The 25,407-nt window shown below is 65.1% G+C and carries 19 protein-coding genes; 13 read left to right on the top strand and 6 right to left on the bottom strand.

Translation table 11 applies throughout. The features are described 5' to 3' along the window. Nucleotides 1–65: 65 nt before the first annotated feature. Nucleotides 66–2,981 carry an ATP-binding protein gene (locus tag MVC20_RS05330; protein ID WP_297539193.1) on the top strand — a complete coding sequence of 972 codons (2,916 nt, stop codon included), beginning with the start codon at nucleotides 66–68 and terminating at the stop codon, nucleotides 2,979–2,981. Here MVC20_RS05330 and MVC20_RS05325 read toward each other — a convergent pair. After that, a complete protein-coding gene (locus MVC20_RS05325) occupies nucleotides 2,954–3,655 on the bottom strand; it encodes a response regulator (protein WP_297539191.1) in 702 nt (233 codons plus the stop codon). The two genes, MVC20_RS05330 and MVC20_RS05325, sit on opposite strands and share 28 nt — an antisense overlap. Before the next feature lie 159 nt (nucleotides 3,656–3,814). Here MVC20_RS05325 and MVC20_RS05320 point away from each other — a divergent pair, with 159 nt between their 5' ends. From MVC20_RS05320 to MVC20_RS05305, 4 genes are all read left to right on the top strand, one after another. Beyond that, on the top strand, nucleotides 3,815–4,756 hold the full coding sequence (locus tag MVC20_RS05320; protein WP_297539189.1) for an ABC transporter substrate-binding protein: 942 nt from the start codon (nucleotides 3,815–3,817) through the stop codon (nucleotides 4,754–4,756). A gap of 74 nt (nucleotides 4,757–4,830) precedes the next feature. Next, nucleotides 4,831–5,862 (top strand): glycine betaine/L-proline ABC transporter ATP-binding protein, encoded by a 1,032-nt coding sequence (locus MVC20_RS05315; RefSeq protein WP_297539187.1) that lies wholly within the window; start codon nucleotides 4,831–4,833, stop codon nucleotides 5,860–5,862. Continuing rightward, nucleotides 5,859–7,814 (top strand): ABC transporter permease subunit, encoded by a 1,956-nt coding sequence (locus MVC20_RS05310; protein ID WP_297539184.1) that lies wholly within the window; start codon nucleotides 5,859–5,861, stop codon nucleotides 7,812–7,814. The genes MVC20_RS05315 and MVC20_RS05310 overlap by 4 nt, the downstream gene beginning before the upstream one ends. Nucleotides 7,815–7,988: 174 nt before the next feature. Further along, on the top strand, nucleotides 7,989–10,280 hold the full coding sequence (locus MVC20_RS05305; protein WP_297539182.1) for an arginine/lysine/ornithine decarboxylase: 2,292 nt from the start codon (nucleotides 7,989–7,991) through the stop codon (nucleotides 10,278–10,280). Nucleotides 10,281–10,289: 9 nt separating this feature from the next. Here MVC20_RS05305 and MVC20_RS05300 read toward each other — a convergent pair whose 3' ends face one another. Continuing rightward, nucleotides 10,290–11,636 carry a glutamine synthetase family protein gene (locus tag MVC20_RS05300; RefSeq protein WP_297539180.1) on the bottom strand — a complete coding sequence of 449 codons (1,347 nt, stop codon included), beginning with the start codon at nucleotides 11,634–11,636 and terminating at the stop codon, nucleotides 10,290–10,292. Between the two features lie 186 nt (nucleotides 11,637–11,822). Between MVC20_RS05300 and murJ the strand changes: the two genes are divergently transcribed. After that, on the top strand, nucleotides 11,823–13,361 hold the full coding sequence (gene murJ, locus MVC20_RS05295; RefSeq protein ID WP_297539178.1) for a murein biosynthesis integral membrane protein MurJ: 1,539 nt from the start codon (nucleotides 11,823–11,825) through the stop codon (nucleotides 13,359–13,361). Nucleotides 13,362–13,550: 189 nt separating this feature from the next. On the opposite strand, the gene MVC20_RS05290 is transcribed toward murJ, so the two are convergent. Next, nucleotides 13,551–14,237: a rhomboid family intramembrane serine protease gene (locus MVC20_RS05290; protein WP_297539176.1), complete on the bottom strand. Its 687-nt coding sequence runs from the start codon at nucleotides 14,235–14,237 to the stop codon at nucleotides 13,551–13,553. Nucleotides 14,238–14,311: 74 nt separating this feature from the next. On the opposite strand from MVC20_RS05290, the gene trpS reads away from it, so the two are divergent. After that, entirely contained in the window at nucleotides 14,312–15,340 is a 1,029-nt protein-coding gene (gene trpS, locus MVC20_RS05285; RefSeq protein ID WP_297539174.1) for a tryptophan--tRNA ligase, read from the top strand. A gap of 56 nt (nucleotides 15,341–15,396) precedes the next feature. Here the strand turns inward: trpS and MVC20_RS05280 are convergent, their stop codons facing one another. Further along, complete coding sequence (locus tag MVC20_RS05280) at nucleotides 15,397–16,032, bottom strand: glutathione S-transferase family protein (protein ID WP_297539172.1); 636 nt, start codon at nucleotides 16,030–16,032, stop codon at nucleotides 15,397–15,399. A 137-nt stretch (nucleotides 16,033–16,169) separates the two neighbouring features. On the opposite strand from MVC20_RS05280, the gene MVC20_RS05275 reads away from it, so the two are divergent. The 3 genes from MVC20_RS05275 to MVC20_RS05265 all read left to right on the top strand — a co-directional run bounded on the left by MVC20_RS05275 (nucleotide 16,170) and on the right by MVC20_RS05265 (nucleotide 20,078). Then, nucleotides 16,170–16,652 carry an RNA pyrophosphohydrolase gene (locus tag MVC20_RS05275; protein ID WP_297539170.1) on the top strand — a complete coding sequence of 161 codons (483 nt, stop codon included), beginning with the start codon at nucleotides 16,170–16,172 and terminating at the stop codon, nucleotides 16,650–16,652. After that, nucleotides 16,649–17,134 (top strand): hypothetical protein, encoded by a 486-nt coding sequence (locus MVC20_RS05270; protein ID WP_297539168.1) that lies wholly within the window; start codon nucleotides 16,649–16,651, stop codon nucleotides 17,132–17,134. The genes MVC20_RS05275 and MVC20_RS05270 overlap by 4 nt, the downstream gene beginning before the upstream one ends. Nucleotides 17,135–17,207: 73 nt before the next feature. Beyond that, nucleotides 17,208–20,078, top strand: coding sequence for an error-prone DNA polymerase (locus tag MVC20_RS05265; protein WP_297539166.1), 2,871 nt, complete (start codon nucleotides 17,208–17,210; stop codon nucleotides 20,076–20,078). Between the two features lie 66 nt (nucleotides 20,079–20,144). On the opposite strand, the gene MVC20_RS05260 is transcribed toward MVC20_RS05265, so the two are convergent. After that, nucleotides 20,145–20,633 carry a peroxiredoxin gene (locus MVC20_RS05260; protein WP_297539164.1) on the bottom strand — a complete coding sequence of 163 codons (489 nt, stop codon included), beginning with the start codon at nucleotides 20,631–20,633 and terminating at the stop codon, nucleotides 20,145–20,147. A gap of 90 nt (nucleotides 20,634–20,723) precedes the next feature. Here MVC20_RS05260 and MVC20_RS05255 point away from each other — a divergent pair, with 90 nt between their 5' ends. Beyond that, nucleotides 20,724–21,926 carry an FAD-dependent oxidoreductase gene (locus MVC20_RS05255; RefSeq protein WP_297539162.1) on the top strand — a complete coding sequence of 401 codons (1,203 nt, stop codon included), beginning with the start codon at nucleotides 20,724–20,726 and terminating at the stop codon, nucleotides 21,924–21,926. Next, the gene (rsmD, locus tag MVC20_RS05250) at nucleotides 21,923–22,480 is read left to right on the top strand and encodes a 16S rRNA (guanine(966)-N(2))-methyltransferase RsmD (RefSeq protein WP_297539160.1); all 558 of its coding nucleotides are present in this window, start codon (nucleotides 21,923–21,925) and stop codon (nucleotides 22,478–22,480) included. Before MVC20_RS05255 ends, rsmD begins: the two co-directional genes overlap by 4 nt. A gap of 242 nt (nucleotides 22,481–22,722) precedes the next feature. Here rsmD and MVC20_RS05245 read toward each other — a convergent pair whose 3' ends face one another. After that, complete coding sequence (locus MVC20_RS05245) at nucleotides 22,723–23,940, bottom strand: FAD-dependent monooxygenase (RefSeq protein ID WP_297539158.1); 1,218 nt, start codon at nucleotides 23,938–23,940, stop codon at nucleotides 22,723–22,725. A gap of 84 nt (nucleotides 23,941–24,024) precedes the next feature. On the opposite strand from MVC20_RS05245, the gene MVC20_RS05240 reads away from it, so the two are divergent. Further along, complete coding sequence (locus MVC20_RS05240) at nucleotides 24,025–25,320, top strand: amidase family protein (RefSeq protein WP_297539156.1); 1,296 nt, start codon at nucleotides 24,025–24,027, stop codon at nucleotides 25,318–25,320. Nucleotides 25,321–25,407: the final 87 nt, after the last annotated feature.

The following is a 25,407-nucleotide window of genomic DNA, read 5'->3' as shown; positions in this document are numbered from 1 at the left end:
CTCTGCGGAAATTACTATAGACTGTCGCGGATGGACTGCAACATGGGCGGAGCGGGAAGGGCCGGATGAAGAGCAGAACCGGATTGGGCGCGCGTCTGTTGGCGGCGTTTCTCGTGATTGCCGGGCTGCCTGCGTTGGCGGGATTCTTTGGCTGGTTCGAACTGCGCGATGTGACGCGGGCGCAACAGCAGCTTTATGACAGGTCGATCCCGGTTCTGTCGGATATGCGGCGCTTTACCGAGGAAAGTTCGGCGATCATCACGGTGGCGCCGGAATTGGCGGCGGTGGATGACGAGGCGGCGCGGCGCGACCGGGCCGCCTATCTGGGCGCGCGGGTGGCGGCGCTTTCGGATCATCTGAGCCGGTTTCAGGCGGAGCATGGTGGCGGCAGCGGCGGCGAGTTGACCCGTGCCGTGGTGGCGATGGAGGCGGGGATTGCCGAGCTTGACCGGCTGGTCAAGCAGCGGCTGTCGCTGGTGCAGGCGCGGCGCGAGGGGCTGGACCGCGCGCTAGGGGCGACGCAGGCCTTGCTCAACATGGCCGATACATTGGTGGCCAATGCCGAGATGGGCACGGCGGCGGTGATCTCGAACCTGTATGACGACGAACCGGGGCAGGCGCAGCATCTGGCGACGCTGGACAAGCTGATCGAGGTCGATCTCTTCGAGTTGGGGTTGATGTTCGAATTGCGTTCGCGCACGGCGGAAATCGGGCTCTTGTTCAACCGGATTGCCGGGCTGAGCGATGCGGGCGATCTGGCCCCGATCCGCGCCACGCTGGGGGAGCGGACCGAGATTGTCGCGCGGCGCGTGGCGGCGATCCGCGATCCGGGGCGGGCGGCGCAGGCACAGACCCTGCTGGCCACGATCCTCACGCTCAGCGATCCGGCGGGGCCGGGGGGCCTGTTGGGATTGACCGAGGCTATTCTGGGGCTGGATGGCCGGATCGAGAGCGCGCAGGCGGCGCTGCGGGTGTCGGCGGACGGGTTGCATGTGGCGGTGACGGATCTGGCGAGCCGGGTGCAGGCGGAGGCGCAGCGCGCCGGAGCGGCCTCGCTCGAGGTGATCCGGGCGACGCGGTGGCGCAGCGCGGGTGCGGCGGGTGTCGCGCTCTTGCTGTCGCTGGCGGTGCTGTGGTTTTACGTGCGCGGCAATATCTCGCGGCGGTTGGACAACCTGTCGGATATGATGACGCGGCTGGCGGCGGGGCAGCTTGATATGCGCGTGGCACCGCGCGGCAGCGACGAGATTGCGGGCATGGAGCGCGCCGTCGAGGTGTTTCGTCAGCAGGCTATCGCCAACCGCAGTCTGGAGGCGGCGCGGCGGCGCAACGAGGAGGAATTGGCGCGGCATCGCAATGCCTTGCAGGAGTTGGTGGCGGAAAAGACCGAAGCCTTGCGCGGCGAGGTCGAGGCGCATGCGGTGGCACGGCAAAAGGCAGAGGCGGCGGATCGGGCGAAATCGGAATTCCTCGCCATGATGAGCCACGAGATTCGCACGCCGATGAACGGGGTTCTGGGGATGTTGCGCAACCTGTCGGCCGAGGGGTTGGCCGAGGCGCAGTTGGAGCAATTGCGCGCGGCACGCGCCTCGGGCGAGAGCCTGCTGACGATCCTCAATGACATCCTGAGCTATTCCAAGACCGAATTGAGCGGCGCGCATCTGGAGCAGGTGGTGTTTTCGGTGGCGGAGGTGATGCGGGTGATCGTGACCCTGCTGGAGCCGGGCGCGCGGGAGAAGGGGATCGTGCTGTGCCTTGATCTGCCCGAGGATGCGCCCGCGGCGGTGATGGGCGACATGGCCAAGCTGCGGCAGATCCTGTTCAACCTTGTCTCGAACGCGGTCAAGTTCACCGAAGAGGGCGAGGTGGTCTTGCGGCTGCGGGTGCGGTCCGCAGGGGCGGGGCGGGTCACGCTGATCCTTGAGGTGAGCGATACCGGCAAGGGGATTTCGGCGCAGGCGCGGCAGCGCATTTTCGAAGCTTTCGAGCAGGAGGACGGGCTGACGGCGCGGCGCTATGGCGGCACCGGGCTTGGCCTTGCGATCTGTCGCAAGTTCGCGGAGGTGATGGGCGGCGCGCTGAGTGTCGAGAGCACGCCGAATGTGGGATCGGTCTTTACCTTCATGGCGGATTTCGATCTGGCCGATCCGGCGCTCTTGGCTGAGAGCGTGCCGGAATGGGTGCCGGAGCGGGCGGGGCGCAGTCTGCATGCGCTGATCGTCGAGGATCACGGCGTCAACCAGATGGTCGCGCGCAGCTATCTGGAACGGATGGGGCATACCGCAGTCTGTGTGGGCAGCGCCGAGGAGGCGCTGGAGCGGCTGACACGCGAGCGGTTCGATCTGGTGCTGATGGATGTGAACCTGCCGGGCCTGTCGGGCACCGAGGCCACGCGGCGGCTGCGTTCGCGGCCCGAGGGGCGGGACCTGCCGGTGATCGGCATTTCCGCGCATGTGCAGGAGGAAGAGGTAGCCGAGCAACTGGACGCGGGCATGGATTGTTTCGTGGCCAAGCCAGTATCGCCCGAGCGCCTGTCGGCGGCGATTGCGCAGGTGACGGGCGGGCAGCGGCGTGGCGTGTTCCTGTCGCCGCGGTCGGCCGCGCGCGTCACGGGGGGAGCGCGTGACGTTCTGGGCGGGATGCTGGCCGATCTGGGGCCGGAGCAGACGATTGCGGCGATCCGGCTTTATCTTGATGGGGTCGCGGACGAGGCGCAGGGGCTGGCGGCGGCGGCTTCGGCAGAGGATGCCGCGCGCGTGGCCAAGGTGGCGCACCGGATGAAGGGCGCGGCGGGCAATTTCAGCCTGCCGGGCCTGAGTGCGGTTTTGCGTGCGGTGGAAGATGCGGCGCGCGCCGGCGACGCGGCGGCGATCCGGGCGAACATGGCCGATCTGCCCGAAGAGATTGCGACGGCGCGGGCCACGCTGTTGCGGGCTGCGGAGGCGCTGATGCCTCAGTCCAGGGTGGCGGTGAACACGTAGCCCTCGCCATGGGCGGTGGTGATGAGGCGCGGCGCGCCGGGGTCTTCTTCGAGCTTGGTGCGCAGGCGGCGGATGATCACATCGACGGTGCGGGTGTCGGGATGCTCTTGGCGGTGGGTGATCACGGTCATCAGCCGCTCGCGGCTGAGCACCGCGCCGGGATGGCGCAAGAGTTCGGCCAGCACCTCGTATTCGGCGCGGGTGAGGCGGATTGGGTGGCCATCGGGGCCGGTCAACTGGCGCGTGGCAAAGGCAAAGGTGAAACCGTGAAAGCGCAGGGTCTGGCGCGAAAGGCGGCGCTGCACCTCGGTCCGGCGCAGGAGGTTCTTGATCCGCGCCAGCAGTTCGCGGCGATTGAACGGCTTGCAGACGTAATCATCCGCCCCCAGCTCCAGACCGACGATGCGGTCCACGTCATCGCTGAGGCTGGTGGTGAGAATGATGCCGATATCCGAGCGCGCGCGCTGTTCGCGGGTGATCTGGAGCCCGTCCTTGCCATCAAGCGTGATGTCCACGAGCAAGAGGTCGGCGCGGTCGCTGTCGAGCATCGCTTCGGCGCGTTCGGCGCTGTCAAAGGCGGTGACGGTATAGCCATGGGACGTCAGATACTCCGCCAGCGTGGTGCGGGTGACGGGCTCATCCTCGATGATGACGATATGGGCGGGTCTGGCCACCGTGGCACCCTCTGCGCGGTTTCCTCCTGTTAATAATTTTTCACAATTAAGTCCAGTTCGTTCATGCCGCCCCTCTGACGTATTCATATCCGATCCGTAAGCTTTCTGCACCAAAGCCCGGAAAACGGGCGGGATGTATCAAACAGGGAGTTTTCTAGAATGACACGACGTTTGCGACTGATCGGTGGGGCTGCCGTGCTCGCCATGGCGGCGACCGGGGCCTTGGCGGATTCCGAGGATCCGATCGTTATCCCCATTCACAACTGGTCGAGCCAGATCGTGATGAGCCATGTGGTAGGCCAGATTTTCGAATCCATGGGCAATAACGTGGAATATGTCTCGACTGACAGCCAGTCGGTTTATGAATCGGTGCGTCTGGGCGATGTGGCGCTGGAGCTTGAGGTCTGGGAAGGCGCATTTGGCGCGTCGTTCCGCGCTGCGCTGGAAAAGGGCGGTTTGCATGATGCGGGCGATCACAACGCGGTCACGCGCGAGGATTGGTGGTATCCGATGTGGACCAAGGAGGCCTGCCCCGGCCTGCCCGACTGGCAGGCGCTGAATGACTGTGCCGCAGCCTTTGCCACGCCCGAGACCGGCGATGCGGGACGCTTCCTCGGGGGGCCGGTGGACTGGCTCAAGCATGACCAGGAGCGGGTTGACGGGCTGGGCATGAATTTCAAGGTGGTCAATGCCGGTTCTGCCGCAGCCCTTTGGGCGGAAATTGGCGCGGCCGAAAAGACCAAGAAGCCCATCGTTCTGTTCAACTGGACGCCGAATTTCGCCGAAGCCGTCTGGCCGGGAGAATTCGTGGAGTTCCCCGAATGGGTAGACGGGTGCGACAAGGACCCGGCGGTCGGGCCGAACCCGGACAAGACCTATGATTGCGGCAATCCCGCGAATGGCTATCTGAAAAAGGCCGCCTGGGACGGGATGAAGGACAAGTGGCCGGACGCCTACGAGGTGCTGACACAGATCAGCTTTACCAACCCCCAGATTGCGGAAATGGCCAAGCTGGTGGACATCGACGAGATGGAGCCGGAAGAGGCCGCCGCGCATTGGCTGGAAGAGAACGGCGACGTCTGGAAGGTCTGGATCAACTGATCGAGGCTTGAAATCCGCCCCGCCCGTGGCGCGCCATGGGTGGGGTTTTACCATTGAAAACAAGGGGGTGTCGCGTGCCGGTGTCTGAACCCGTCATTTCATGCCGCAATGTCTGGAAACTGTTTGGGCCGTCGCCCGAGGCCTATCTGCGGGGGCTGGAGGGCGATCCCGGCTTTGAGGCGATCCGGCAGGCGGGCTATATCTCGGCGGTGCGCGATGTGTCGCTCGACATCGCGCGCGGCGAGATGCTGGTGATCATGGGTTTGTCCGGCTCGGGCAAATCGACGCTGGTGCGGTGTCTCTCGCGGCTGATCGAGATCACCGGCGGCACGGTATCGGTCGAGGGGCAGGACATTGGCGCGCTGAGCGAGGCGCAGTTGATCGAACTGCGGCGCAACAAGATGGGCATGGTGTTCCAGAGCTTTGGCCTGTTGCCGCATCGCACGGTGCTGGAGAATGTGGCCTTTCCGCTGGAAATGCGCGGGCAGGACCGGGCCACGCGGCGCAAGCGGGCGCTGGAGGTGATCGACCTTGTTGGCCTTGGCGGGCGCGAGGATTATTTCCCGCGCGAATTGTCGGGCGGCCAACAGCAGCGGGTGGGGATCGCCCGAAGCCTCGCCATCGAGCCGGATATCTGGTTTCTGGACGAGCCGTTTTCGGCGCTTGATCCGCTCATTCGGCGCGAGATGCAGGATGAGTTCCTGCGCCTGCAAGGGATGCTGGGCAAGACGATTGTCTTTATCACCCATGATTTCGACGAGGCGCTGCGGTTGGCGGATCGGATTGCCATCATGAAGGATGGCGCGGTCGAGCAATGCGACACGCCCGATCAGATCGTGCTGAACCCGGCCACGGATTATGTGCGCAAGTTCACGGAAGAGATCGAGAAGGCGCGGGTGGTGCATGCGTCAGGTCTGGCGCGGCCCATCAACGGCGTGATGCCCGAGGGGCTGCCGGTGGCAGGCAAGAGCACGATCCGCGCGCTGGCGCGGCAGTTGATCGACGATCCGCGCGAGATCCTGCCGGTGGCGGATGAGGCGGGGCGCGTGACCGGCGTGCTGAGCCGCAAGGAGGCGCTCGATGTGCTGCTCGGGGGTCAGGCATGAGCGAGAGCGCCATTCCAAGCGCCCCCGCCACGCGGTTGCGGCTGAGCCCGGCGTGGATGGTTCTGTGTCTGGCGCTTTGCCTGATCCTTGCGCGGCCCTATTTGCCCGAGGGGTTGATGCGCCCGGCGGAGGGGCTGATCCTGCCTTTGGCGGATTGGATCAACGCGCTGTTTACCTGGCTGCGCGACGATCTGGGCTTGATCCATGTAACCCGCGCCTTTGCCGACGGGATCGAGTGGCTGCTCGATGTGACGGCGAATATTCTTTATGGCAAGAACCGCTGGCCCCGCATCGGCCCGCTGCCATGGATCGTTGTGGCGCTGAGCGCGGGCTGTCTGGGCTATTGGCTGGGCGGGCTGCGACTGGCGCTCTTGGCGGGGGGCACCTTTGTCTGGATCGCGCTGATGGGGCAATGGAAATGGGCGATGGAGACCCTGTCGGTGATCGTCGTGGCCGCGCCCTTTTCGGTGTTGCTGGGGCTGGTGGTCGGGGTGGCGACGTGGCGTTGGCGCCCGCTTGAGGCGGTGATGAATCCGCTGCTCAACATCGCGCAGTCCCTGCCGCATTTCGCCTATATGATCCCGGTCGTGGTGTTCATCGGGGTGGGGCCCAAGGCGGGGGCGATTGTCACGATCATCTTCTCGGTGCCGCCGATGATCCGTATGACCCTGCTGGGGCTGCGCAAGGTGCCGCCCGAGGTGATCGAGAGCGGCAAGATGTGTGGCAGCACGGCTTGGCAGTTGATGACACGGGTGCGTATTCCCACGGCGCGGACCGAGATTCTGGTGGGGGTCAATCAGGTCATCATGCAATGTCTGGCGATGGTGGTGCTGGCCAGTTTCATCGGTATGCCGGGACTTGGGCAGAAGCTGTTGCAACTGTTGCAGGCGCTCAAGATCGGGCGCTCGATCGAGATCGGCATTACCATTGTTCTCCTGGCCGTGGCGCTGGACCGCTGTTCCAAGGCCTGGGTCGCGTTACAGCCCGTGCATCACGAACCGGGGCTGGGATGGGTGGCGCGGCACCGGGTGCTGAGCCTCTGGGCGGTGCTGATGGCGCTGGGCTTTGCCCTGTCGGCGGTGGTGCCTTTCTTTGCCGAGGTCGGGCGGGGTCAATCGCTGTCGGTGGCGGACCCGCTGGATGCGATGATGTCCTGGGTGATCGTGGCGCTTGATCCGGTCACGCAATGGTTGCGGTGGTTCCTGATCACCTGGGTTCTCATTCCGGTGCGCGATGCGCTCTTGTGGTTGCCCTATACGGCGGTGCTGGCGCTGGTGGCGGCGGCGGGGCTGGCGGTGGGCGGCTGGCGGTCGGCGCTGATCTGCGTGGGCTTTATCGGCTATATCGCGATCACCGGCTGGTGGGATCGGGCGATGATCACGATTTACACCGTGTTGGTGGCGGTTGCGGTCGCGACGAGTTTCGGCTTTCCCCTGGGTATCTGGGCCGCTCGGCACGAGGCGCGGGCCAAGCGGGTCTTGCTGCTGTGTGACAGTCTCCAGACCTTTCCGAGTTTCATCTACCTCATTCCCGTGATCATGCTCTTTGGCGTCAATGATGTGGCGGTGGTGGGGGCGGTGGTGCTCTTTGCCGCGGTGCCGCTCATCCGCTATACCATCGAGGGTCTGCGCGGCGTGCCGGAGACGGTGATCGAGGCGGCGGATATGTCGGGGGCGACGCGCCGTCAGAGCCTGTGGCATGTGCGACTGCCGCTTGCCCTGCCGACCATCATGGTGGGGATCAATCAATCGCTGATGTTCTCGCTGTTCATGGTGATCATCGCGGCCTTTATCGGGACGCAGGATCTGGGGCAGGAAATGCAGCGCGCGCTCAGTTCCACCGATGTGGGCAAGGGGCTTGTGCTGGGGTTTGCCGTGGCCTTCATCGGGCTGGCGGCGGATCATCTGATCAAGAAAATGGCCGAGGGGCGGCGCCGCGCACTGGGTCTCTGACCGGGCTGGCGGCAGGAGCGCGCGCAAAGTGGCCTTGGGGTCGCGGCGGGGCTTGACCTTGGGTCGCGCAGCGGAAAAAAGCTGCGCCGAGTCGGATTTCCCGGGCATTTGGGGGGTCCTGTCGCTATGCTCGGTGTGACCGCCCCTCTGCTGATCTCCTGAAAGGAGAAGTCCATGAAGTTCCACTTTCCCATTGTCATCATCGACGAAGATTTCCGGTCCGAAAACTCTTCGGGGCTGGGTATCCGGGCCATGGCCAAGGCCATGGAGGACGAGGGATTCGAGGTTCTGGGCGTCACGAGCTATGGGGATTTGTCGCAATTCGCGCAGCAGCAATCGCGCGCCAGCGCCTTTGTCCTGTCGATTGACGACGAGGAGTTCAGCCCCGGCCCCGATATTGATCCGGTGATCACCAACCTGCGCACTTTCGTGCAGGAGGTGCGGCGCAAGAATGCCGATGTGCCGATCTATGTCTATGGCGAGACCAAGACGAGCCGCCACCTGCCCAATGACATCCTGCGCGAATTGCACGGCTTCATCCATGCGTTCGAGGATACGCCGGAATTCGTCGCGCGTCATATCATCCGGGAGGCCAAGATCTACCTCGAGGGTATCCAGCCGCCGTTTTTCCGCGCCTTGCTGGATTATGCCGAGGACGGGTCGTATTCGTGGCATTGCCCCGGTCATTCGGGGGGCGTGGCATTCCTCAAGAGCCCGATCGGCCAGATGTATCACCAGTTCTACGGCGAGAACATGCTGCGCGCCGACGTGTGCAATTCGGTCGAGGAACTGGGGCAACTCTTGGATCACGACGGGGCGATTGGCGCGTCCGAGCGCAATGCCGCGCGGATTTTCAACGCCGATCACTGTTTTTTCGTGACCAACGGCACCAGCACCAGCAACAAGATGGTCTGGCATCACACCGTGGCCCCCGGTGACGTGGTGGTCGTGGACCGCAATTGCCACAAGTCGATCCTGCACAGCATCATCATGACCGGGGCAGTTCCCGTGTTCCTGCGCCCCACGCGCAACAATTTCGGCATCATCGGGCCGATTCCGCGCGGTGAGTTCGAGATTGACGCGATCAAGGCCAAGATCCGCGCCAACCCGCTCTTGGCGGGGGTTGATCCCGATACCGTGAAGCCACGGATCATGACGCTGACGCAGTCGACCTATGATGGCGTGCTCTACAACACCGAGGTGATCAAGGATGTGCTCGATGGTTATGTGGACAACCTGCATTTCGACGAGGCGTGGCTTCCGCATGCCAGCTTTCACCCGTTCTACAGCAATTTTCACGCGATGGGCCGGTCGCGGGAGCGGCCCAAGCAATCGGTGACGTATGTCACCCAGTCGATTCACAAGCTGCTCGCGGGGATCAGTCAGGCCAGTCATGTGCTGGTACAGGACAGCCAGACCACCAAGCTGGACCGGCACCTCTTTAACGAGGCCTATCTGATGCACACCAGCACCAGCCCGCAATACAGCATCATCGCGAGTTGCGATGTGGCCGCGGCCATGATGGAGCCGCCGGCGGGCACGGCGCTGGTCGAGGAGAGCATCGCCGAGTCGCTGGACTTCCGGCGGGCCATGCAAAAGGTCGATGCCGAGTTCGGCGAGGACGACTGGTGGTTCCAGGTCTGGGGACCGGACGTCGTGGAGGAAGAGGGGATCGGGGCGGCCAAGGACTGGGTGCTCAAACGCACCGATGCCCATGGCGTGCAGGCCTCGGATGGGGAAGAGTCGTGGCATGACTTCGGCGAGATGGCGCCGGGGTTCAACATGCTGGACCCGATCAAGGCCACGATCATCACCCCCGGCCTCAATCTGGACGGACGGTTCGAGAAGTCGGGGATTCCCGCCTCGATCGTCACGAAATATCTGGCCGAGCATGGGGTCGTCGTTGAGAAGACCGGGCTTTACAGCTTTTTCATCATGTTCACCATCGGCATCACCAAGGGCCGGTGGAACACGCTCTTGACCGCGCTGCAACAGTTCAAGGACGATTACGACAAGAACCAGCCGATGTGGCGCGCGATGCCGGAGTTTTGCGCCAAGCAGCCGCGCTATGAGGGCATGGGGCTAAGGGATCTGTGCCAGCATGTTCACACGCTCTATGCGAAATACGATGTGGCGATCCTGTCGACGGAAATGTATCTGAGCGACCTCACTCCGGCGATGACGCCGAGCGAGGCCTTTGCCCATATCGCGCGGCGCACCACGGAGCGGGTCGCCATCGACGATCTCGAAGGGCGCGTGACCACCAGCCTCGTGACGCCCTATCCGCCGGGTATCCCGCTCTTGATCCCCGGTGAGGTGTTCAACAAGACCATCGTGCAATATCTGCGGTTCAACCGCGAATTCGCCCGCGAATGCCCCGGGTTCGAGACCGATATTCACGGGCTGGTGCAGGAGGTGGGCGAGGACGGCGTGACGCGCTATTTCGCGGATTGCGTGGCGGTCTGAGCGCGGCCGTCACACGCTTTCGAGATAGGCGTCATATTCGAAGTCGGTCACGTAGCGGGTGAAGCGCTTGAGTTCCTGCATCTTGCATTCCACCAGCATGGTCTGGAGCCGCTTTGAAAAGATGTCCTGCACATGCCGGCCCCGGCGGAAGGCCTGAATCGCGGTTGCCCAGTCGAGCGGCAGATTGTCGAGTTTCTGGTTATAGGCGTCGCCGTCGATGGGCGGGTAGGGGGTGAGCCCCTGTTCGATCCCGATGAGCGCGCCGCCGAGGATACTGCCCAGCACGAGGTAAGGGTTGGCGTCTGCGCCCGCGACGCGGTGCTCGATGCGCCGCGCCTTGGGGCTGCCGCCGGGAATGCGGATCGCGGCGGTGCGGTTCTCATAGCCCCAGGAAATGCCGGTAGGCGCATGGGTGCCGGGCAGGAGGCGGCGATAGGAATTCTGGTGGGGCGCGAAGGTGAGCGTGTTTTCGTGCATCGTTTCCAGCAGGCCAGCGACGGCATTGAGCAAGAGCGGCGTGCCGCTGTCGCCGCCATTGTCGAAGAGGTTGACGCCGTTTTCATCTATAAGGCTGAAATGCACGTGAAACCCGCTGCCCGAGCGGTCGCCATAAGGCTTGGCCATGAAGGTGGCGGCCATGCCGTGTTTGCGCGCGATACCGCGCACGAGGCGTTTGAAGAGGACGGCATCATCGGCGGCCTGTAGCGGGTCGGCGACATGGACCATGTTGATCTCGAACTGGCCCGCGCCGTTTTCTGAAATGGCGGCATCGGCGGGGATGCCCTGTTCGTGGCAGGCGTCGTAGACATCGTTGAGGAATTCGTCGAAATGTTCGAGCTCGTCGAGCGAGAGCGCGCCGTCGGAATCGAGCCGCTTGCCGGTGACGGGCGAGCAGGGCGGGAGCGGCCGCGCCTCGCGCGGGTCGAAGAGATAGAATTCGAGTTCCGTGGCCACGACGGGGGTGAGGCCGCGCGCCTTGTAGCGCTGCACGATATTGGAGAGCGCATGGCGCGGATCGCCGGGAAAGGGCGTGCCATCTTCGGTGTGCATCCAGAACATCACCAGTGCCGAAGGCCGGCTGGTCCAGTTCACCATGACGATGGGGCGCCCGGTATGTTCGCAGATCCCGTCCGAGTCGCCGGTCTCGAACACCAGTTCGTTGTTCTCGATGTCTTCGCCCCAGATGTCGACGCTGAGCACCGAGAGCGGCAGGCGCAGGCCGTCATCCATGATCGCCTTGGCCTTTTCGATGGGCAGGCGTTTGCCGCGCATCGCGCCGTTGAGATCGCAAACGCAGGCAAAGACGGATTCGATCTCGGGTCTGTCCTGAAGCCATTGGCGGATATTGGTGGTCATCTTGGGTCTCTTTCTGCCTGCTTGGGCGGGGCGGGCTTCTGCCCTCTGGCGCTACCTTGTCGTGTCGTCGCGGGGGTGGGTAGCGAAATTTGCGTGAGGTCGCGAAAATGGTCGCCGTTTGCGCCCTCTTTTCCCCGGCGAGCGGATGGTCTACTCCTCGGCCTTGATCCCGGCGAAAGTCCAAGCATGAAACCCGTCCGCCTTCTCTCTGGTATTCTCACCGTTGGCGGCTGGACCTTGCTCAGCCGTCTTTTGGGGTTTGTGCGCGATGTGATGATCGCCAGCTATATCGGCCCCGGCGCGGTGATGGATGCCTTTGTCGCCGCCTTTCGCCTGCCCAACATGTTCCGCCGCTTCTTTGCCGAAGGGGCATTCAACGCGGCCTTTGTGCCGATGTTTTCCAAGCGGCTGGAGGCGGGGGATAACCCCTTGGGTTTTGCCGCGCTGGCCTGTTCGGGGCTGAGCCTTGTCCTGTTGGTGCTGACGGGCCTCTGCATGGTGTTCATGCCCGCGCTGGTCTGGGCCACGGCGGAGGGGTTCGTGGGCGATGCGCGCTTCGATCTGACGGTCGAGTTCGGGCGGATCGTGTTTCCCTATATCTTTTTCATCTCTCTGGCGGCGCTGTTTTCCGGGATGCTGAACGCGGCGGGGCATTTTGCAGCCGCCGCCGCCGCGCCGGTGCTGCTGAACCTGTTTCTGATCGGCACGATGAGTTATGCGGCGGTCGCGGGCGGGGCGGTGGCGCAGGCGCTGGTCTGGACGATTCCGGTGGCCGGTGTCGCGCAACTGGCGCTCGTGTGGCACGCATCGCGGCGCGCGGGTTTGCGTTTGCCGCTGGTGCGGCCCCGCTGGACGCCGGAGATGGCGCAACTGGTGCGCATCGCGGTTCCGGCGGCGCTGGCGGGCGGGGTGGTGCAGATCAACCTCGTGGTCGGCCAATTGGTCGCCTCGAACACCGAAAAGGCGGTGAGCTGGCTCTATTCCGCTGACCGGCTCTATCAATTGCCCTTGGGGGTCGTGGGGATCGCGGTGGGCATCGTGCTCTTGCCGGATCTGTCGCGGCGGCTGAAGGCGCAGGATGACGTGGGGGCGCGCGTGGCGTTGTCGCGCGCGGGCGAGATCGCATTGGCGCTGACCATTCCCTGTGCCGTGGCGTTGATCGTGATCCCTGTTCAGCTTGTGTCGGTGCTGTTCGAGCGCGGGGCGTTCGGGGCGGATGACAGTGCGGCGACAGCGCTTGCGGTGGCGATCTATGGATTGGGCCTGCCGGCGTTCGTGTTGCAGAAGATCCTGCAACCGGTGTTTTTCGCGCGCGAGGATACGCGCAGCCCGTTCCGCTATGCGGTCTGGGCGATGCTGGTCAATGCGGTCCTGGCCGTGGGATTGGCGATGGTCATTGGCTGGATCGCCGCCGCGATTGCCACGACGCTGGCCGCTTGGGTCATGGTCGTGCAACTGTCGCGTGGGGCGCGGCAGTTTGGCGAGGTGGCGCGGTTCGACGCGCAGTTTCAGCGCCGGTTGTGGCGGATCTGTCTGGCCTCGGTGCTGATGGGGGCCGTGCTCTGGGGGGCGGGGGTTTTGCTTGGGCCGCTTTTCGGCATGGGGGGCGTGCGGTGGCTGGCGCTCTTGCTGCTGATTGGCGTCGGCACGCTGGCCTATGGGCTGTTCGGGCAAGGGCTGGGGGCGTTTCGAATGCAGGAAATCCGGGGCCGGTTGAGGCGGTAGGGCGGCGTCTTTTTGCGCGGACTCAAGGTGCCGCAGGCACCGCCGCGCGGCGCCCGACCGCCCCCCGGGCGGGCGCCTTTGCAACGGCTCGTTTCATTGAAAACGCGGAAGATTTGGCAGGCATAAACTGCCAATCACGTCTGTTGCAGCGCCCTCCCGCGGTCGGGCGCCGCGCGGGTGGTCGTCTGCTCAATCGTGGCGCAGCTTGGCCCGCAGGCGCGACCAGCCGCCAGGGCTGAGCACGAAAGAGGCGAGAAAGCCTGTGGCAAAGCCGCTGACATCGGCGATCCAGGTGGCATTGCCGCCAAACAAAAGCCCAAACACCAGTTGCAGCCCCATCAGCACGCCGATGAGGGTGAAGGCGCGGGTCTGATTGCTGCCCAGCTGCCCCAGCCTGAGCCACATGATATAGGTAAAGCCGCCAATCAGGCCGTAAACGCCGGGAAAGGCCCCGATGAGCCACGTCCCGCCGGGGGCCACGAGGCCAAAGATCGCCGCGCCCGCAACCGTGCTGACCAGAAACAGAACCAGAACCGCCCAGTGGCGAAAGACATCCGAGACGAATTTGCCCATGGCCAGAAGCAGCACCCCGGCAAAAAGCGCGTGGGTAAAGCTGCCGTGGACAAAGGCGTAGCTGAGCAGGCGGCGCAGGTGCTCGACCGGATAGGTGCCGTGTTCCAGCATCCAGCGCAGGATTTCCCCGTTGAACCCGTAATCCTGAATCGCCGCCGACCGCCAGCCCACCGCATCGGGACCGCCAATGAACCCGCGCGCGCCAAGGGTAAAGGCGGCCTCTATCCCGATCAGCACCAGAAAGAGGGCAATGAGGAAGGGCGGCAGGGGGTTGACGGGGGCGGGTGGTCTCTGCTCGGACATGGCACCTCTCCTTGACGGGGCTTTGGCGCATGGGTAAGCGAGGCGGGCAGAGAAATCCACCACGGAGTTGTGCCATGACCGAGGCGGCCTTTACCCCCCGCGTGTTTTCGGGAATCCAGCCTTCGGGCAACTTGCACCTGGGCAATTACCTGGGCGCGTTGAAGCGGTTTGCCGAAGCGCAGAACAAGGGGATCCAGACGCTCTATTGCATGGTGGACCTGCATGCGATCACGGTCTGGCAGGATCCGGCCGATCTGGCCCGTGCCACACGGGAGCTGGCGGCGGGGTTCATTGCCTCTGGCCTCGATCCGGCGCGCTCGATCCTGTTCAACCAGTCTCAGGTGGCGGAGCACACGCAGATGGCGTGGGTGTTCAACTGCGTGGCGCGCATGGGCTGGATGCAGCGGATGACGCAATTCAAGGACAAGGCGGGCAAGAATGCGCAGAACGCCTCGCTTGGTCTTTTCGCCTATCCGGCGCTGATGGCCGCCGATATTCTGACCTATCACGCGACGCATGTGCCGGTGGGCGAGGATCAGAAGCAGCATCTGGAATTGACGCGCGACATTGCGATCAAGTTCAACCACGATTACGGCGTGGAGTTCTTCCCGATCCCCGAACCGGTGATCGAAGGGGCGGCGACGCGGGTGATGTCGCTGCGCGACGGCTCGAGCAAGATGTCGAAATCCGATCCCTCGGACATGAGCCGTATCAACCTGACCGATGATGCCGATACCATCGCCAAGAAGATCCGAAAGGCCAAGACCGACCCCGAGCCGTTGCCCTCGGAGGTTGCCGGGCTGGAAGGGCGGCCAGAGGCGCGCAATCTGGTGAATATCTATGCGGCGCTGGCCGATATGTCGGTGGATCAGGTGATGGCGGACGTGGGCGGCAGGCCGTTTTCCGAGTTCAAGCCGATGCTGGCCGATCTGGCGGTGGACCGCATCGCCCCGATTTCGACCGAAATGGCGCGGCTGATGCAGGATCTGTCCGAGATTGACCGGATCTTGGCGGATGGTGCGGCCCGTGCCCGTGCCATTGCCGCGCCGATCCTGCGCCAGACCTACGAGATCATGGGCATGGTGGGCGCGCGCGAGGTGTAACCGGGCCAGATGCCCGCAATCGCCATTTCCCCGCGCGCGCTCGACTGCAAATCCCCTCAGCCCAGATCGGGCTCGGTCTTGGCGAAGGTGTCATGCGCCTTCATCGCCTCCCACCAGTCGGCCACGCCGGGGGTGGAGAGCACCTGATCGGCATCGGGTGTGAGCGAGACATAGAACATGATCGGCGCGAGGAAGTAATCCGCGAGCGTGGGGCTGTCCCCGGCCAGCCATTTGGCACCGTTGCGATTTTCCATGAGCAGCGTCAGCAGCGTTGCCGAGGCTTCGAGCGCCGCCTTGCGCGCGTCTTCGTTCTGCCCGCCGATCAGGTCGGGAAAGAGGTGATAGCCCGCAACCCCGACAAGCGCCCCATAGCCGTAGCTGTCGATGAGGCCGATGGCCTCGTTCATGCGGGCGCGGCCCTTGGCATCGGCGGGAGAGAGCGCAGGCTCTGGCGCAATGTCCTCGAGATAGCGGCAGATGGCGTCGGTCTCGCGGATGCGCAGCCCGTCGATGTCGAGCACCGGCACCTTGCCGAAGGGATGGCGGGCCAGATGTTCGGGCGTGCGGGTCTCGCCCGCCAGCACATTCACCGGCACCTGATCATAGGCGATGCCCTTGTCCGCCAGAACCATGCGCACGGTGCGCACATAGGTCGAGGCATCAAAGCCGTATAGCACGGGTTTTTCAGTCATGTTCGGGTCTCTCTGTTGGCGTTGTTATGTGACCCACACTGGGTGAGCCACGGGAAAAGTCAAATGATCTGTTGCGGTCTTGACGCCTCTGGCGTCTCGCCGCACTCTGCCCGTGACCCTAGCTGAAAGACCTGATGATGACGCCGGAAGAGATTGTAAAACTGCCCTATCGCCGCTGTGTAGGGGTGATGCTGGTCAATGCGGAGGGCCATGTTTTTGTCGGGCAGCGGATCGACAATGACGCGCCGGCCTGGCAGATGCCGCAGGGGGGCATCGACAAGGGCGAGAGCGTGACCGAAGCCGCGCTGCGCGAGCTCTGGGAGGAAACCGGCGTGACCTCTGACAAGGTGCGCATCGAGGCGGAAACGCCGGGCTGGCTGACCTATGATCTGCCGCATGAGATGGTGCCGCGCATCTGGAAGGGGCGGTATCGGGGGCAGGAGCAGAAATGGGTGCTGATGCGGTTTCTGGGCCGCGACGGGGATGTGAACATCGCCACCGATCACCCGGAATTCTCGGAATGGCGCTGGTTGCCGCCCCATGATCTCGAGGCCAATATTGTCCCCTTCAAACGGGCGGTTTATTCGCGCGTGCTGGATGAATTCGGGGCCTTGCTGTGATCCGGGCGGCGGTTCTGGCGCTGGGATGTGCGCTGGGAGGACCGGCCCTCGCCTTGAGTTGCCTGCCACCGGATGTGGCCGAGACCTATCGGCGCGCGGCAGAGGCGGAGGAGACCTATATCGTGGTGCAGGGGCGGCTGACGTTTGATCCGGCGCGTCTGCCCGGCACCGATATGATCCCGCAGCAAAAGCCCGCGCATACGCTGATCCCGGCGCGGCTGACGGGGCAGGCGCTGACAAAGGGTGGGTTCGATCAGGCGTTCGACCGCGCCATCACGCTCGACGTGCAATGTTTTGGCCCGTGGTGTGCCTCGGCGGTGCCGGGGGCGGAGTATCTGGGGTTTCTGGAGCGGCGGGACGGCGGCTATGTGCTGACGGTGGACCCCTGCGGCGGTATGAGCCATCCCGATCCGACACCTGCCATGCTGGACAAGGCGCTGGAGTGTTTGCAAGGGGGGCCTTGCATGCGCACGCGCCGCTGAGCGCGCGCAAACGCAGGGTGGAAAAAAGAACAAAAAGTGAACATACTGGGCGGGTCTGGGAATCAGTGCTGCCATGCCCTTTGCCGAGCTTTCTGCCACGTCGAATTTCACCTTTCTCACCGGGGCGTCGCATCCCGAGGAATATATCCGTCATGCCGCGGCGCTGGGCCTCTCGGGCGTGGCGATTGCCGATGTGAATTCGGTGGCGGGGATCGTGCGCGCCCATGCGGCGGCGCGCGAGATTGCCCGCGAGGTGGCGGCGCGGCAGGCGCTGGAGGCGCGGCAGGGGCCCATCGGGCCGCCCGCGCCGGAGCCTGCGCCGCCCGATTGGGCCAATTGCCCGCGTCTTGTTCCCGCCGCGCGGCTGGTGCTGCGCGAAGGGATCGAGATCACCGCCCTGCCGATGGATCGTGGCGGCTGGGCCAGCCTTTGCCGTCTCATCAGCCTGGGGCGGCAGCGGGCGGTCAAGGGGACCTGTGATCTGGGGCTGGCGGATGTATTGGCGGGGGCGGCGGGGCTCTATCTCTTGCTGCATCCCGGCCCCGGGCGCGCGTGGCAGGCGCAGGCTGGGCAATTGGCGCAGCGCTGGGGGGGCTCTGTCGCGCTCTTGCTCAGCCCGCGCTATGACGGGCGTGATCCGGCACGGTTCGCGCGGCTGGCGGGGCAGGCGGCGCGGCTGGGCCTGCCGACGGTGGCGGCGGCAGCACCGATCCTGCATCGCGGGCATCGCCGCCGTCTGGCCGATGTGCTGAGCGCGATCCGGCTGGGGGTGACGGTGGACCGGTTGGGTCGTCATGCGCTGCGCAATGCCGAACAGCGCCTGCGGTCAGAGACGGAAATGCGCCGTCTTTTCGCGGGGCATGAAGGGGCGATTGACCGCGCGGCGGCGCTGGCCGCGCGGCTGAGATTTTCGCTGGAAGAGCTGCGGTATGAATACCCCAGCGAGGTTGCCGAGAACGAGACCCCAACCCAGAGGCTGCGGCGTCTGGCCGAGGCGGGGCTGGACTGGCGTTATCCGGGCGGTGCGCCCGCGCGGGTGCGTGGCATGATGGAGCATGAATTGGCGTTGATCGCCAAGCTGCGCTACGAGCCCTATTTCCTGACCGTGCATGACGTGGTGGATTTTGCCCGGTCGCGCGGGATCCTGTGTCAGGGGCGCGGATCGGCGGCCAATTCGGTGGTGTGCTACTGTCTTGGTGTCACCTCTGTCAGCCCCGAGATCGGCACGATGGTGTTCGAGCGCTTTGTCTCCGAGGCGCGCGACGAGCCGCCCGATATCGACGTGGATTTCGAGCATGAGCGCCGCGAGGAGGTGATCCAGTGGATCTATGAGCGCTATGGGCGGCATCGCGCGGGGCTCTGCGCCACGGTGATCCATTACCGCACCAAGCGCGCCATCCGCGAGGTGGGCCGCGCCATGGGGCTGTCGGAGGATTTGCTGGGGGCCATGACCTCGCAGATATGGGGGCATGGCGGCGAGGGGGCGCTGGAGCCTGCGCGCCTGGCCGAGATCGGGCTTGATCCGCGCGATCCGCGTCTGGCGCGGACGCTGGCGCTGATCCGCGAGATCATCGGTTTTCCCCGGCATCTGAGCCAGCATGTCGGCGGGTTCGTCATCACCGAGGGACGGCTGGATGAGCTGGTGCCCATCGAGAATGCCAGCATGGAGGGACGCACGGTCATTTGCTGGGACAAGGATGACATCGACACGCTGGGGATTCTCAAGGTCGATGTGCTGGCGCTGGGGATGCTGACCTGTATCCGCAAGGCCTTTGACCTCTTGGTGCAGCATCGCGGGCAGGCCTATAGCCTGGCCACGCTGCCGCCCGAGGACGCCCAAGTCTACGACATGCTGAGCCGTGCCGACAGTCTGGGTGTCTTTCAGGTCGAGAGCCGGGCGCAGATGAACTTTCTGCCGCGCATGCGCCCGCGCTGCTTTTACGATCTGGTGATACAGGTGGCGATCATTCGCCCCGGTCCCATTCAGGGCGATATGGTGCATCCCTTCATCCGCCGGCGGAATGGCGAAGAGGCGGTGAGTTTCCCGTCGGATGAACTGGGGCGGGTGCTGGGCAAGACGCTGGGCGTGCCGCTCTTTCAGGAACAGGCGATGCAGATTGCCATCATCGGCGCGGGGTTCACGCCCGAAGAGGCGGACCGTTTGCGCCGGTCGCTCGCCACCTTCAAGAAACATGGCAATGTCTCTGAGTTTCGCGCGCGGTTTCTGAAGGGCATGCAGGCCAACGGGTATGACAATGATTTCGCCGAGCGCTGTTTTTCCCAGATCGAGGGCTTTGGCAGCTATGGCTTTCCCGAGAGCCATGCCGCCAGTTTCGCGCATCTGGTCTATGCGAGCGCCTGGCTCAAATGCCATCACCCGGCGATCTTTGCCTGTGCGCTGCTCAATTCCCAGCCGATGGGGTTCTATGCCCCGGCGCAGATCGTGCGCGATGCGCGCGAACATGGTGTCACCGTGCGCCCGGTCTGCATCAACGCCTCGTATTGGGACAATACCATCGAGCCGGACAGCCGGGGGCGGTTGGCGCTGCGCCTCGGGTTTCGCCAGATCAAGGGCGTGGCGCAGGACGAGGCCGACTGGATCGCGGCGGCACGGGGCAATGGCTATGTGGGCCCCGAAGATGTCTGGCGGCGGGCGGGGGTGGCGCCCGCGGCACTGACCCGTCTGGCTGAGGCGGATGTGTTTGCGGCGCTTGGTCTTACGCGGCGCGAGGCGCTCTGGCAGGCGCGGGCAATCGGGGGTGAGCAGCCCTTGCCGCTCTTTGCGCGGGATATTGACGGCGAGGGGATTGTCGAGCCTGCCGCGCATCTGCCCGCGATGACGCTGGGCGAGGAGGTGGTGGAGGATTACACCGCCCTGCGCCTCAGTCTGCGGGCGCATCCCTTGGCGCTCTTGCGTCACATCCTGACACCACCGGGGGTGTGAGGTTTCTTTATGGTGCAAATACTCCGGGGAGCGCGAGGGGCTGGCCCCTCGCACCTCTGGTCCGGTTCAGAGCGCCGCGAGCAGCGATTCGCCGGCTGTCGCTTCGCAGGTGCCGGGGCTTTCCTCGACATGCAGCACGGTGACGGTGCCATCCTCGACCGCCATCGCATAGCGCTTGGAGCGCGCGAGCAGGCCCGCGGGCGGCGCATCGAAATCAAGGCCGATGGCCTTGGTGAAGGCGCTTTCGGCGTCGGCGAGCATGGTGATGCCGGCCTCTGTGGCCCCCGTGGCCTCGCCCCAGGCCTTCATCACGAAGGGGTCATTGACCGAAACGCAGATGATTTCGTCGACGCCCGCCGCGTCGAATTGCGCCTTGGTGCGGATAAAGCTGGGGACATGCGCCGATGAACAGGTGGGCGTATACGCCCCTGGCACGGCAAAGATCACCACCTTGCGGCCCGCGGTCAGGCTCTTGAGATCGACCGCTTCGGGGCCCTTGTCGCCCAGTTTCAGCAGGGTCGCGTCGGGAAGTTTGTCGCCGGAAGAAAGGGTCATGGTCGTTCCTTGTCTGTCGAGGGTTTCGGGATGGAAGTAGATATAGGCCGGTGATAGGCAAGTGACCATGCCAAAGAAGGAGAGAGCGGGATGTCGGGTGTCGTGGTGATCGGAGCGGGGCAGGCGGGGGCCTCGCTGGTGGCGAAGCTGCGGAGCGAGGGCTATGAAGGCCCCATCACGCTGATCGGCGAAGAGCCGGTGCCGCCCTATCAGCGCCCGCCCCTGTCCAAGAAATACCTGCTAGGCGAGATGGCTCTGGAGCGGCTCTATTTGCGGCCCGAGAGCTATTATGCCGAAGCGGGCATTGACCTGCGGTTGGGCGTGCGTGTGACCGCGATTGACCGCGCGGCGCGCAGCGTGGTGATGGGCGCGGAGCGGCTGGGCTATGAGCATCTGGTGCTGGCCACCGGATCGCGCCCCCGCCACCTGCCTGCGGCGATTGGCGGTGACTTGGGCGGTGTGCATGTGGTGCGCACACTGGCCGATGTCGATGCGATGGCACCGGGGTTTCGCCCCGGCGCGCGCGTGCTGATCGTGGGCGGCGGTTATATCGGGCTCGAGGCGGCGGCGGTCGCGGCCAGCCGGGAGATGCAGGTGGTTCTGGTCGAGATGGCGCCGCGTATCCTGCAGCGGGTGGCGGCCAAGGAGACCTCGGATTATTTCCGCGCACTGCATGGCCGGCACGGCGTCGATATTCGCGAGGGCGTGGGATTGGAGCGTTTGCTGGGTGACGGCCAGGTCAGCGGCGCGCGCCTGTCGGACGGGACGGAGTTGGCCGTGGACATGGTGATCGTTGGCGTTGGCATCGTGCCGGATACCGCCCTCGCCGAGGCGGCAGGGCTGGCGATTGACAATGGAATCGCGGTGGATGCGCAGGGGCGCAGCTCCGATCCCGCGATCTGGGCCGCGGGCGATTGTGCGTCCTTCCCCCATGGCGAGGGGCGCCTGCGGCTGGAGAGCGTGCCCAATGCCATCGACATGGCCGACTGTGTGGCGGGCAATATCCTGGGGCGTGGCGTGGATTATGTACCAAAGCCGTGGTTCTGGTCGGATCAATACGATGTGAAGTTGCAGATCACGGGGCTGAGCACCGGCTATGACCGGATCGTGACGCGCGATGGCGGAGCGGCGATGTCGTTCTGGTACTACCGGGGTGATCAGTTGCTGGCGGTGGACGCGATGAACGATCCGCGCGCCTATATGGTGGGCAAGCGGTTGATTGATGCCGGGAAATCCGCCGATCCGGCGGTGGTGGCGGATGCGGGGGCCGATCTCAAGGTATTGCTCGGGTGAGGATCATCGGCGGGGCGCATCGCGGGCGGGCGCTGGCCAGTGTCGGCAAGGGCGATGTGGCGGCGCATCTGCGGCCCACGTCGGACCGGGTGCGCGAGGCGCTCTTTAACGTGCTGGCCGGGGGCTATGGCGATCCGGTGACGGGGGCGCGGGTGCTCGATATTTTCGCGGGCACCGGCGCGCTGGGGCTGGAGGCCTTGTCGCGCGGGGCGGAGGCCGTGAGCTTTGTCGAGAGCGGGCGCAAGGCGCTGTCGCTCTTGCGGCAGAACATCGGGCTTTGCCGCGCCGAGGAGGAAACGCGCGTGTTCCCTCTGGATGCGCGCAGGCCGGGGAATAATCCCACGGCGGCGCATGAGCTGGTCTTTCTCGATCCGCCCTATGGCAAGGGCCTGGGCGAAGAGGCGCTCACGGCGGCGCTGGCGGGGGGCTGGATTTCTGACGAGGCGCTGATCGTCTGGGAGGAAAGTGCCGCAATCACCCCGCCCGAGGGGCTGCGCCTGTTGGAAGAGCGGCGTTATGGCGATACGGTGATTAGGTTTCTGGAGCGGGGGTAGGCGGTGGGTTGACACCCACCCTACGGGATGTGCGTCGGCGTGGGGTTGTGGTGGGTTGGCACCCACCCTACGGGATGTGCGGCGGCGTGGGGGTGTGGTGGGTTGGCACCCACCCTACGGGATGTGCGTCGGCGTGGGGTTGTGGTGGGTTGGCACCCACCCTACGGGATGTGCGGCGGCGTGGGGGTTATGGTGGGTTGTCACCCACCCTACGGGTCGCGGAGGATTGGATCGTGTATCCCTCACCCCTTCATCAACTCGGGCAAGTCCCCTGTCAGCCCCGCCGCCTCGCGGATGAAGCCCCGGCGCAGGCGGGGCATATGGCCGAGCGCGCCCATGCCAAGATCGCGGGCGGCGCGCAGGAGCGGGTTGTCGTTGGAGAAAAGCCGGTTGGTGAGGTCGGTGGCCAAGGCGAGCGTCGCGGTGTCGAACCGCCGCCATTGCTGGTAGCGGGCGAGCACATCGGGTGCAGCGATATCCTCGCCCCGGCGCGCGGCCTCGGTCATCACCTGTGCCAGCGCGGCGACATCGCGCAGGCCCGCGTTGAGCCCCTGTCCGGCAATCGGATGCATGCCGTGGGCGGCGTCACCGATCAGCGCAAGGCGGTCCGCGACAAAGCTGTTGGCCACGGTCAGGCTGAGCGGATAGGTGTAGCGCGCGCCGCGCAGTTTGATGGCACCGAGGAAATCGCCAAAGCGCGGGCGCAGAACCTCCATGAATTCGTCGTCGGGAAGGGCGGCGAAGCGGGCGGCGGTGGCGTCGGTCTCGGACCAGACGATCGAGCTGACATTGCCGGGCAGCGGCAGGATCGCGAGCGGGCCGGGGGGCATGAAGAACTGATGCGCGATGCCGTGATGCGGCAATTCGTGTTCGATGGCCGCGACGAGTGCCGTCTGGCCATAGCCCCAGCCGGTGCGCCGGATGCCCGCGCGCGCGGCGGTGCCCGAGGCGCGCCCATCGGCCCCGATGAGAAGGCGGCCCGTGAGGGTCTTGCCCGAGGCGAGCGTGACGGTGACGCCGGTGGCGTCGCTTTCTTGTGCTGTCACCGTGTCGTTGGAAACCTGGGTGATCCGCGGTTCTTCGGCCATGGCCTCGATCAGGGCGCGGCGGAGGTAGCGATCTTCGAGCATATGGCCCATCGGGCCTTCTTCGATCTCGGCATGGTCGAAATGCAGGAAGAAAGGCGAGGGGCCTTCGCCCGCGCGCCCGTCCGAAACCTTGATTTCCAGCATCGGCTGGGCGTGTTCGGCCACGCGGTCCCAGATCCCGAGGTTCTGCAAGAGCCGCACCGAGGCGAGGGCCAAGGCATAGGCACGCCCGTCGAAGGCCGCGTTCTTGCGGGTGGGTTCGGGCAGGGCGTCGATCACCGTGCTGGAAAGCCCCGCCTGAGCGGCGGCAAGGGCGAGGGTGGGGCCGTTGAGGCCGCCACCGACGATGAGAAGGTCGCTGTCATGTGTCATGCGCCCAATATGTGCGTGCGCGCGGGATTGTCCATGCGCCGCTCTGCCGCTAGCAATGGTTTTTGAACGCAAGAGGGGGACGCGATGCAGGACTGGCTGAAGATGACGGCGGGCGATCTGGGGCGCGGCATTGGTCGTGGCGAGATTGACCCCGAGGCGCTGTGTGAGACCTATCTGGGGGCAATCCAGGCTCATCCGCTGCGGAGCCGCATTTACAGCGCGGTGACCGAAGAGCGCGCGCGGGCCGAAGCGGCGGCGGCATCGGCGCGGGCCAAGGCGGGGCAGCGTCTGGGCCTGCTCGACGGGGTGCCGGTCAGCTGGAAAGACCTCTTTGACAGCGCAGGCGTGGCGACCGAGGCGGGATCGGCGCTGTTGCAAGGCCGGGTGCCGGATCGCGATGCCGAAGTCTTGCGCAATGGCACGGCGGCGGGGTTGGTCTGCCTTGGCAAGACGCATATGAGCGAACTGGCCTTTTCCGGTCTGGGCCTCAATCCGGTGACGGCAACGCCGCCCTGCGTGAACAATGCGGAGGCCGTGCCGGGGGGATCGTCGTCGGGGGCGGCCGCGAGCGTGGCCTTTGATCTGGCCCCCTGCGGGATCGGGTCGGACACGGGCGGTTCGGTGCGCATCCCGTCGGCGTGGAATGATCTGGTCGGGCTCAAGACCACTTCGGGGCGGGTTTCGTTGCAGGGGGTCGTGCCGCTGTGCCTGCGGTTCGACACGGTGGGGCCGCTGGCCCGCTCGGTCGAGGATTGCGCGCTGATGCTGGCGGCCCTGGACGGGGGCAAGGCGGCGGATTTGCGCGGGGCGTCCTTGGCGGGGCTGCGGTTTGCGGTGCTGCGGACGTCGGTGATGGAGGATATTCGGCCCGAACCGGCGCGCGCCCATGCGCTCGCGCTGGAAGTGCTGCGAGAGGCGGGCGCGGTGATCGAAGAGATCGAGGCGCCCGAGGTGGCCGAGGCGCTGCCGCTCTCGCCGGTGCTGTTCACGGGCGAGGCCTATGGGCTCTGGCGCGAGGTGATCGAGGCAGCGCCGGACAAGATGTTCGCGCCGATTCTCGAGCGGTTCCGCAGCGGCAAGGACATCAGTGCCGCGGATTACGTGGCGGGGTGGCGCAAGCTCGAGGCGTTGCGCGCCGCGTGGAATGTGCGGGTGGCGGGCTATGATGCGGTGCTCATGCCAGCGGCCCCCAATCTGCCGCCCGATCAGGCGCGGCTCCTGGCCGATCCCGACTATTACGTAACCGAGAACCTGCTGACCTTGCGCAATACGCGGGTGGGCAATCTCTTGGGGCTCTGTGCCGTGACGCTGCCCACGGGGGTGCCGAGTTGCGGTCTGATCCCGCATTCCCCAAGTAAATCTTTGATTTTGCTGTCGTGATCATATTATTTCAGATATAAATCATGGCGTTGGAGGCTGTGAGGGGCTTGTTTCATGGATCACCCAGAGGGTGCGGGATTACAGCGG

This window comes from Roseovarius sp. (genome assembly GCF_027019125.1).
Classification (GTDB): Bacteria; Pseudomonadota; Alphaproteobacteria; order Rhodobacterales; family Rhodobacteraceae; genus Roseovarius.
The sequence above is the reverse complement of the archived record's forward strand: the minus strand, read 5'-3'. Positions and strand labels throughout refer to the sequence as shown.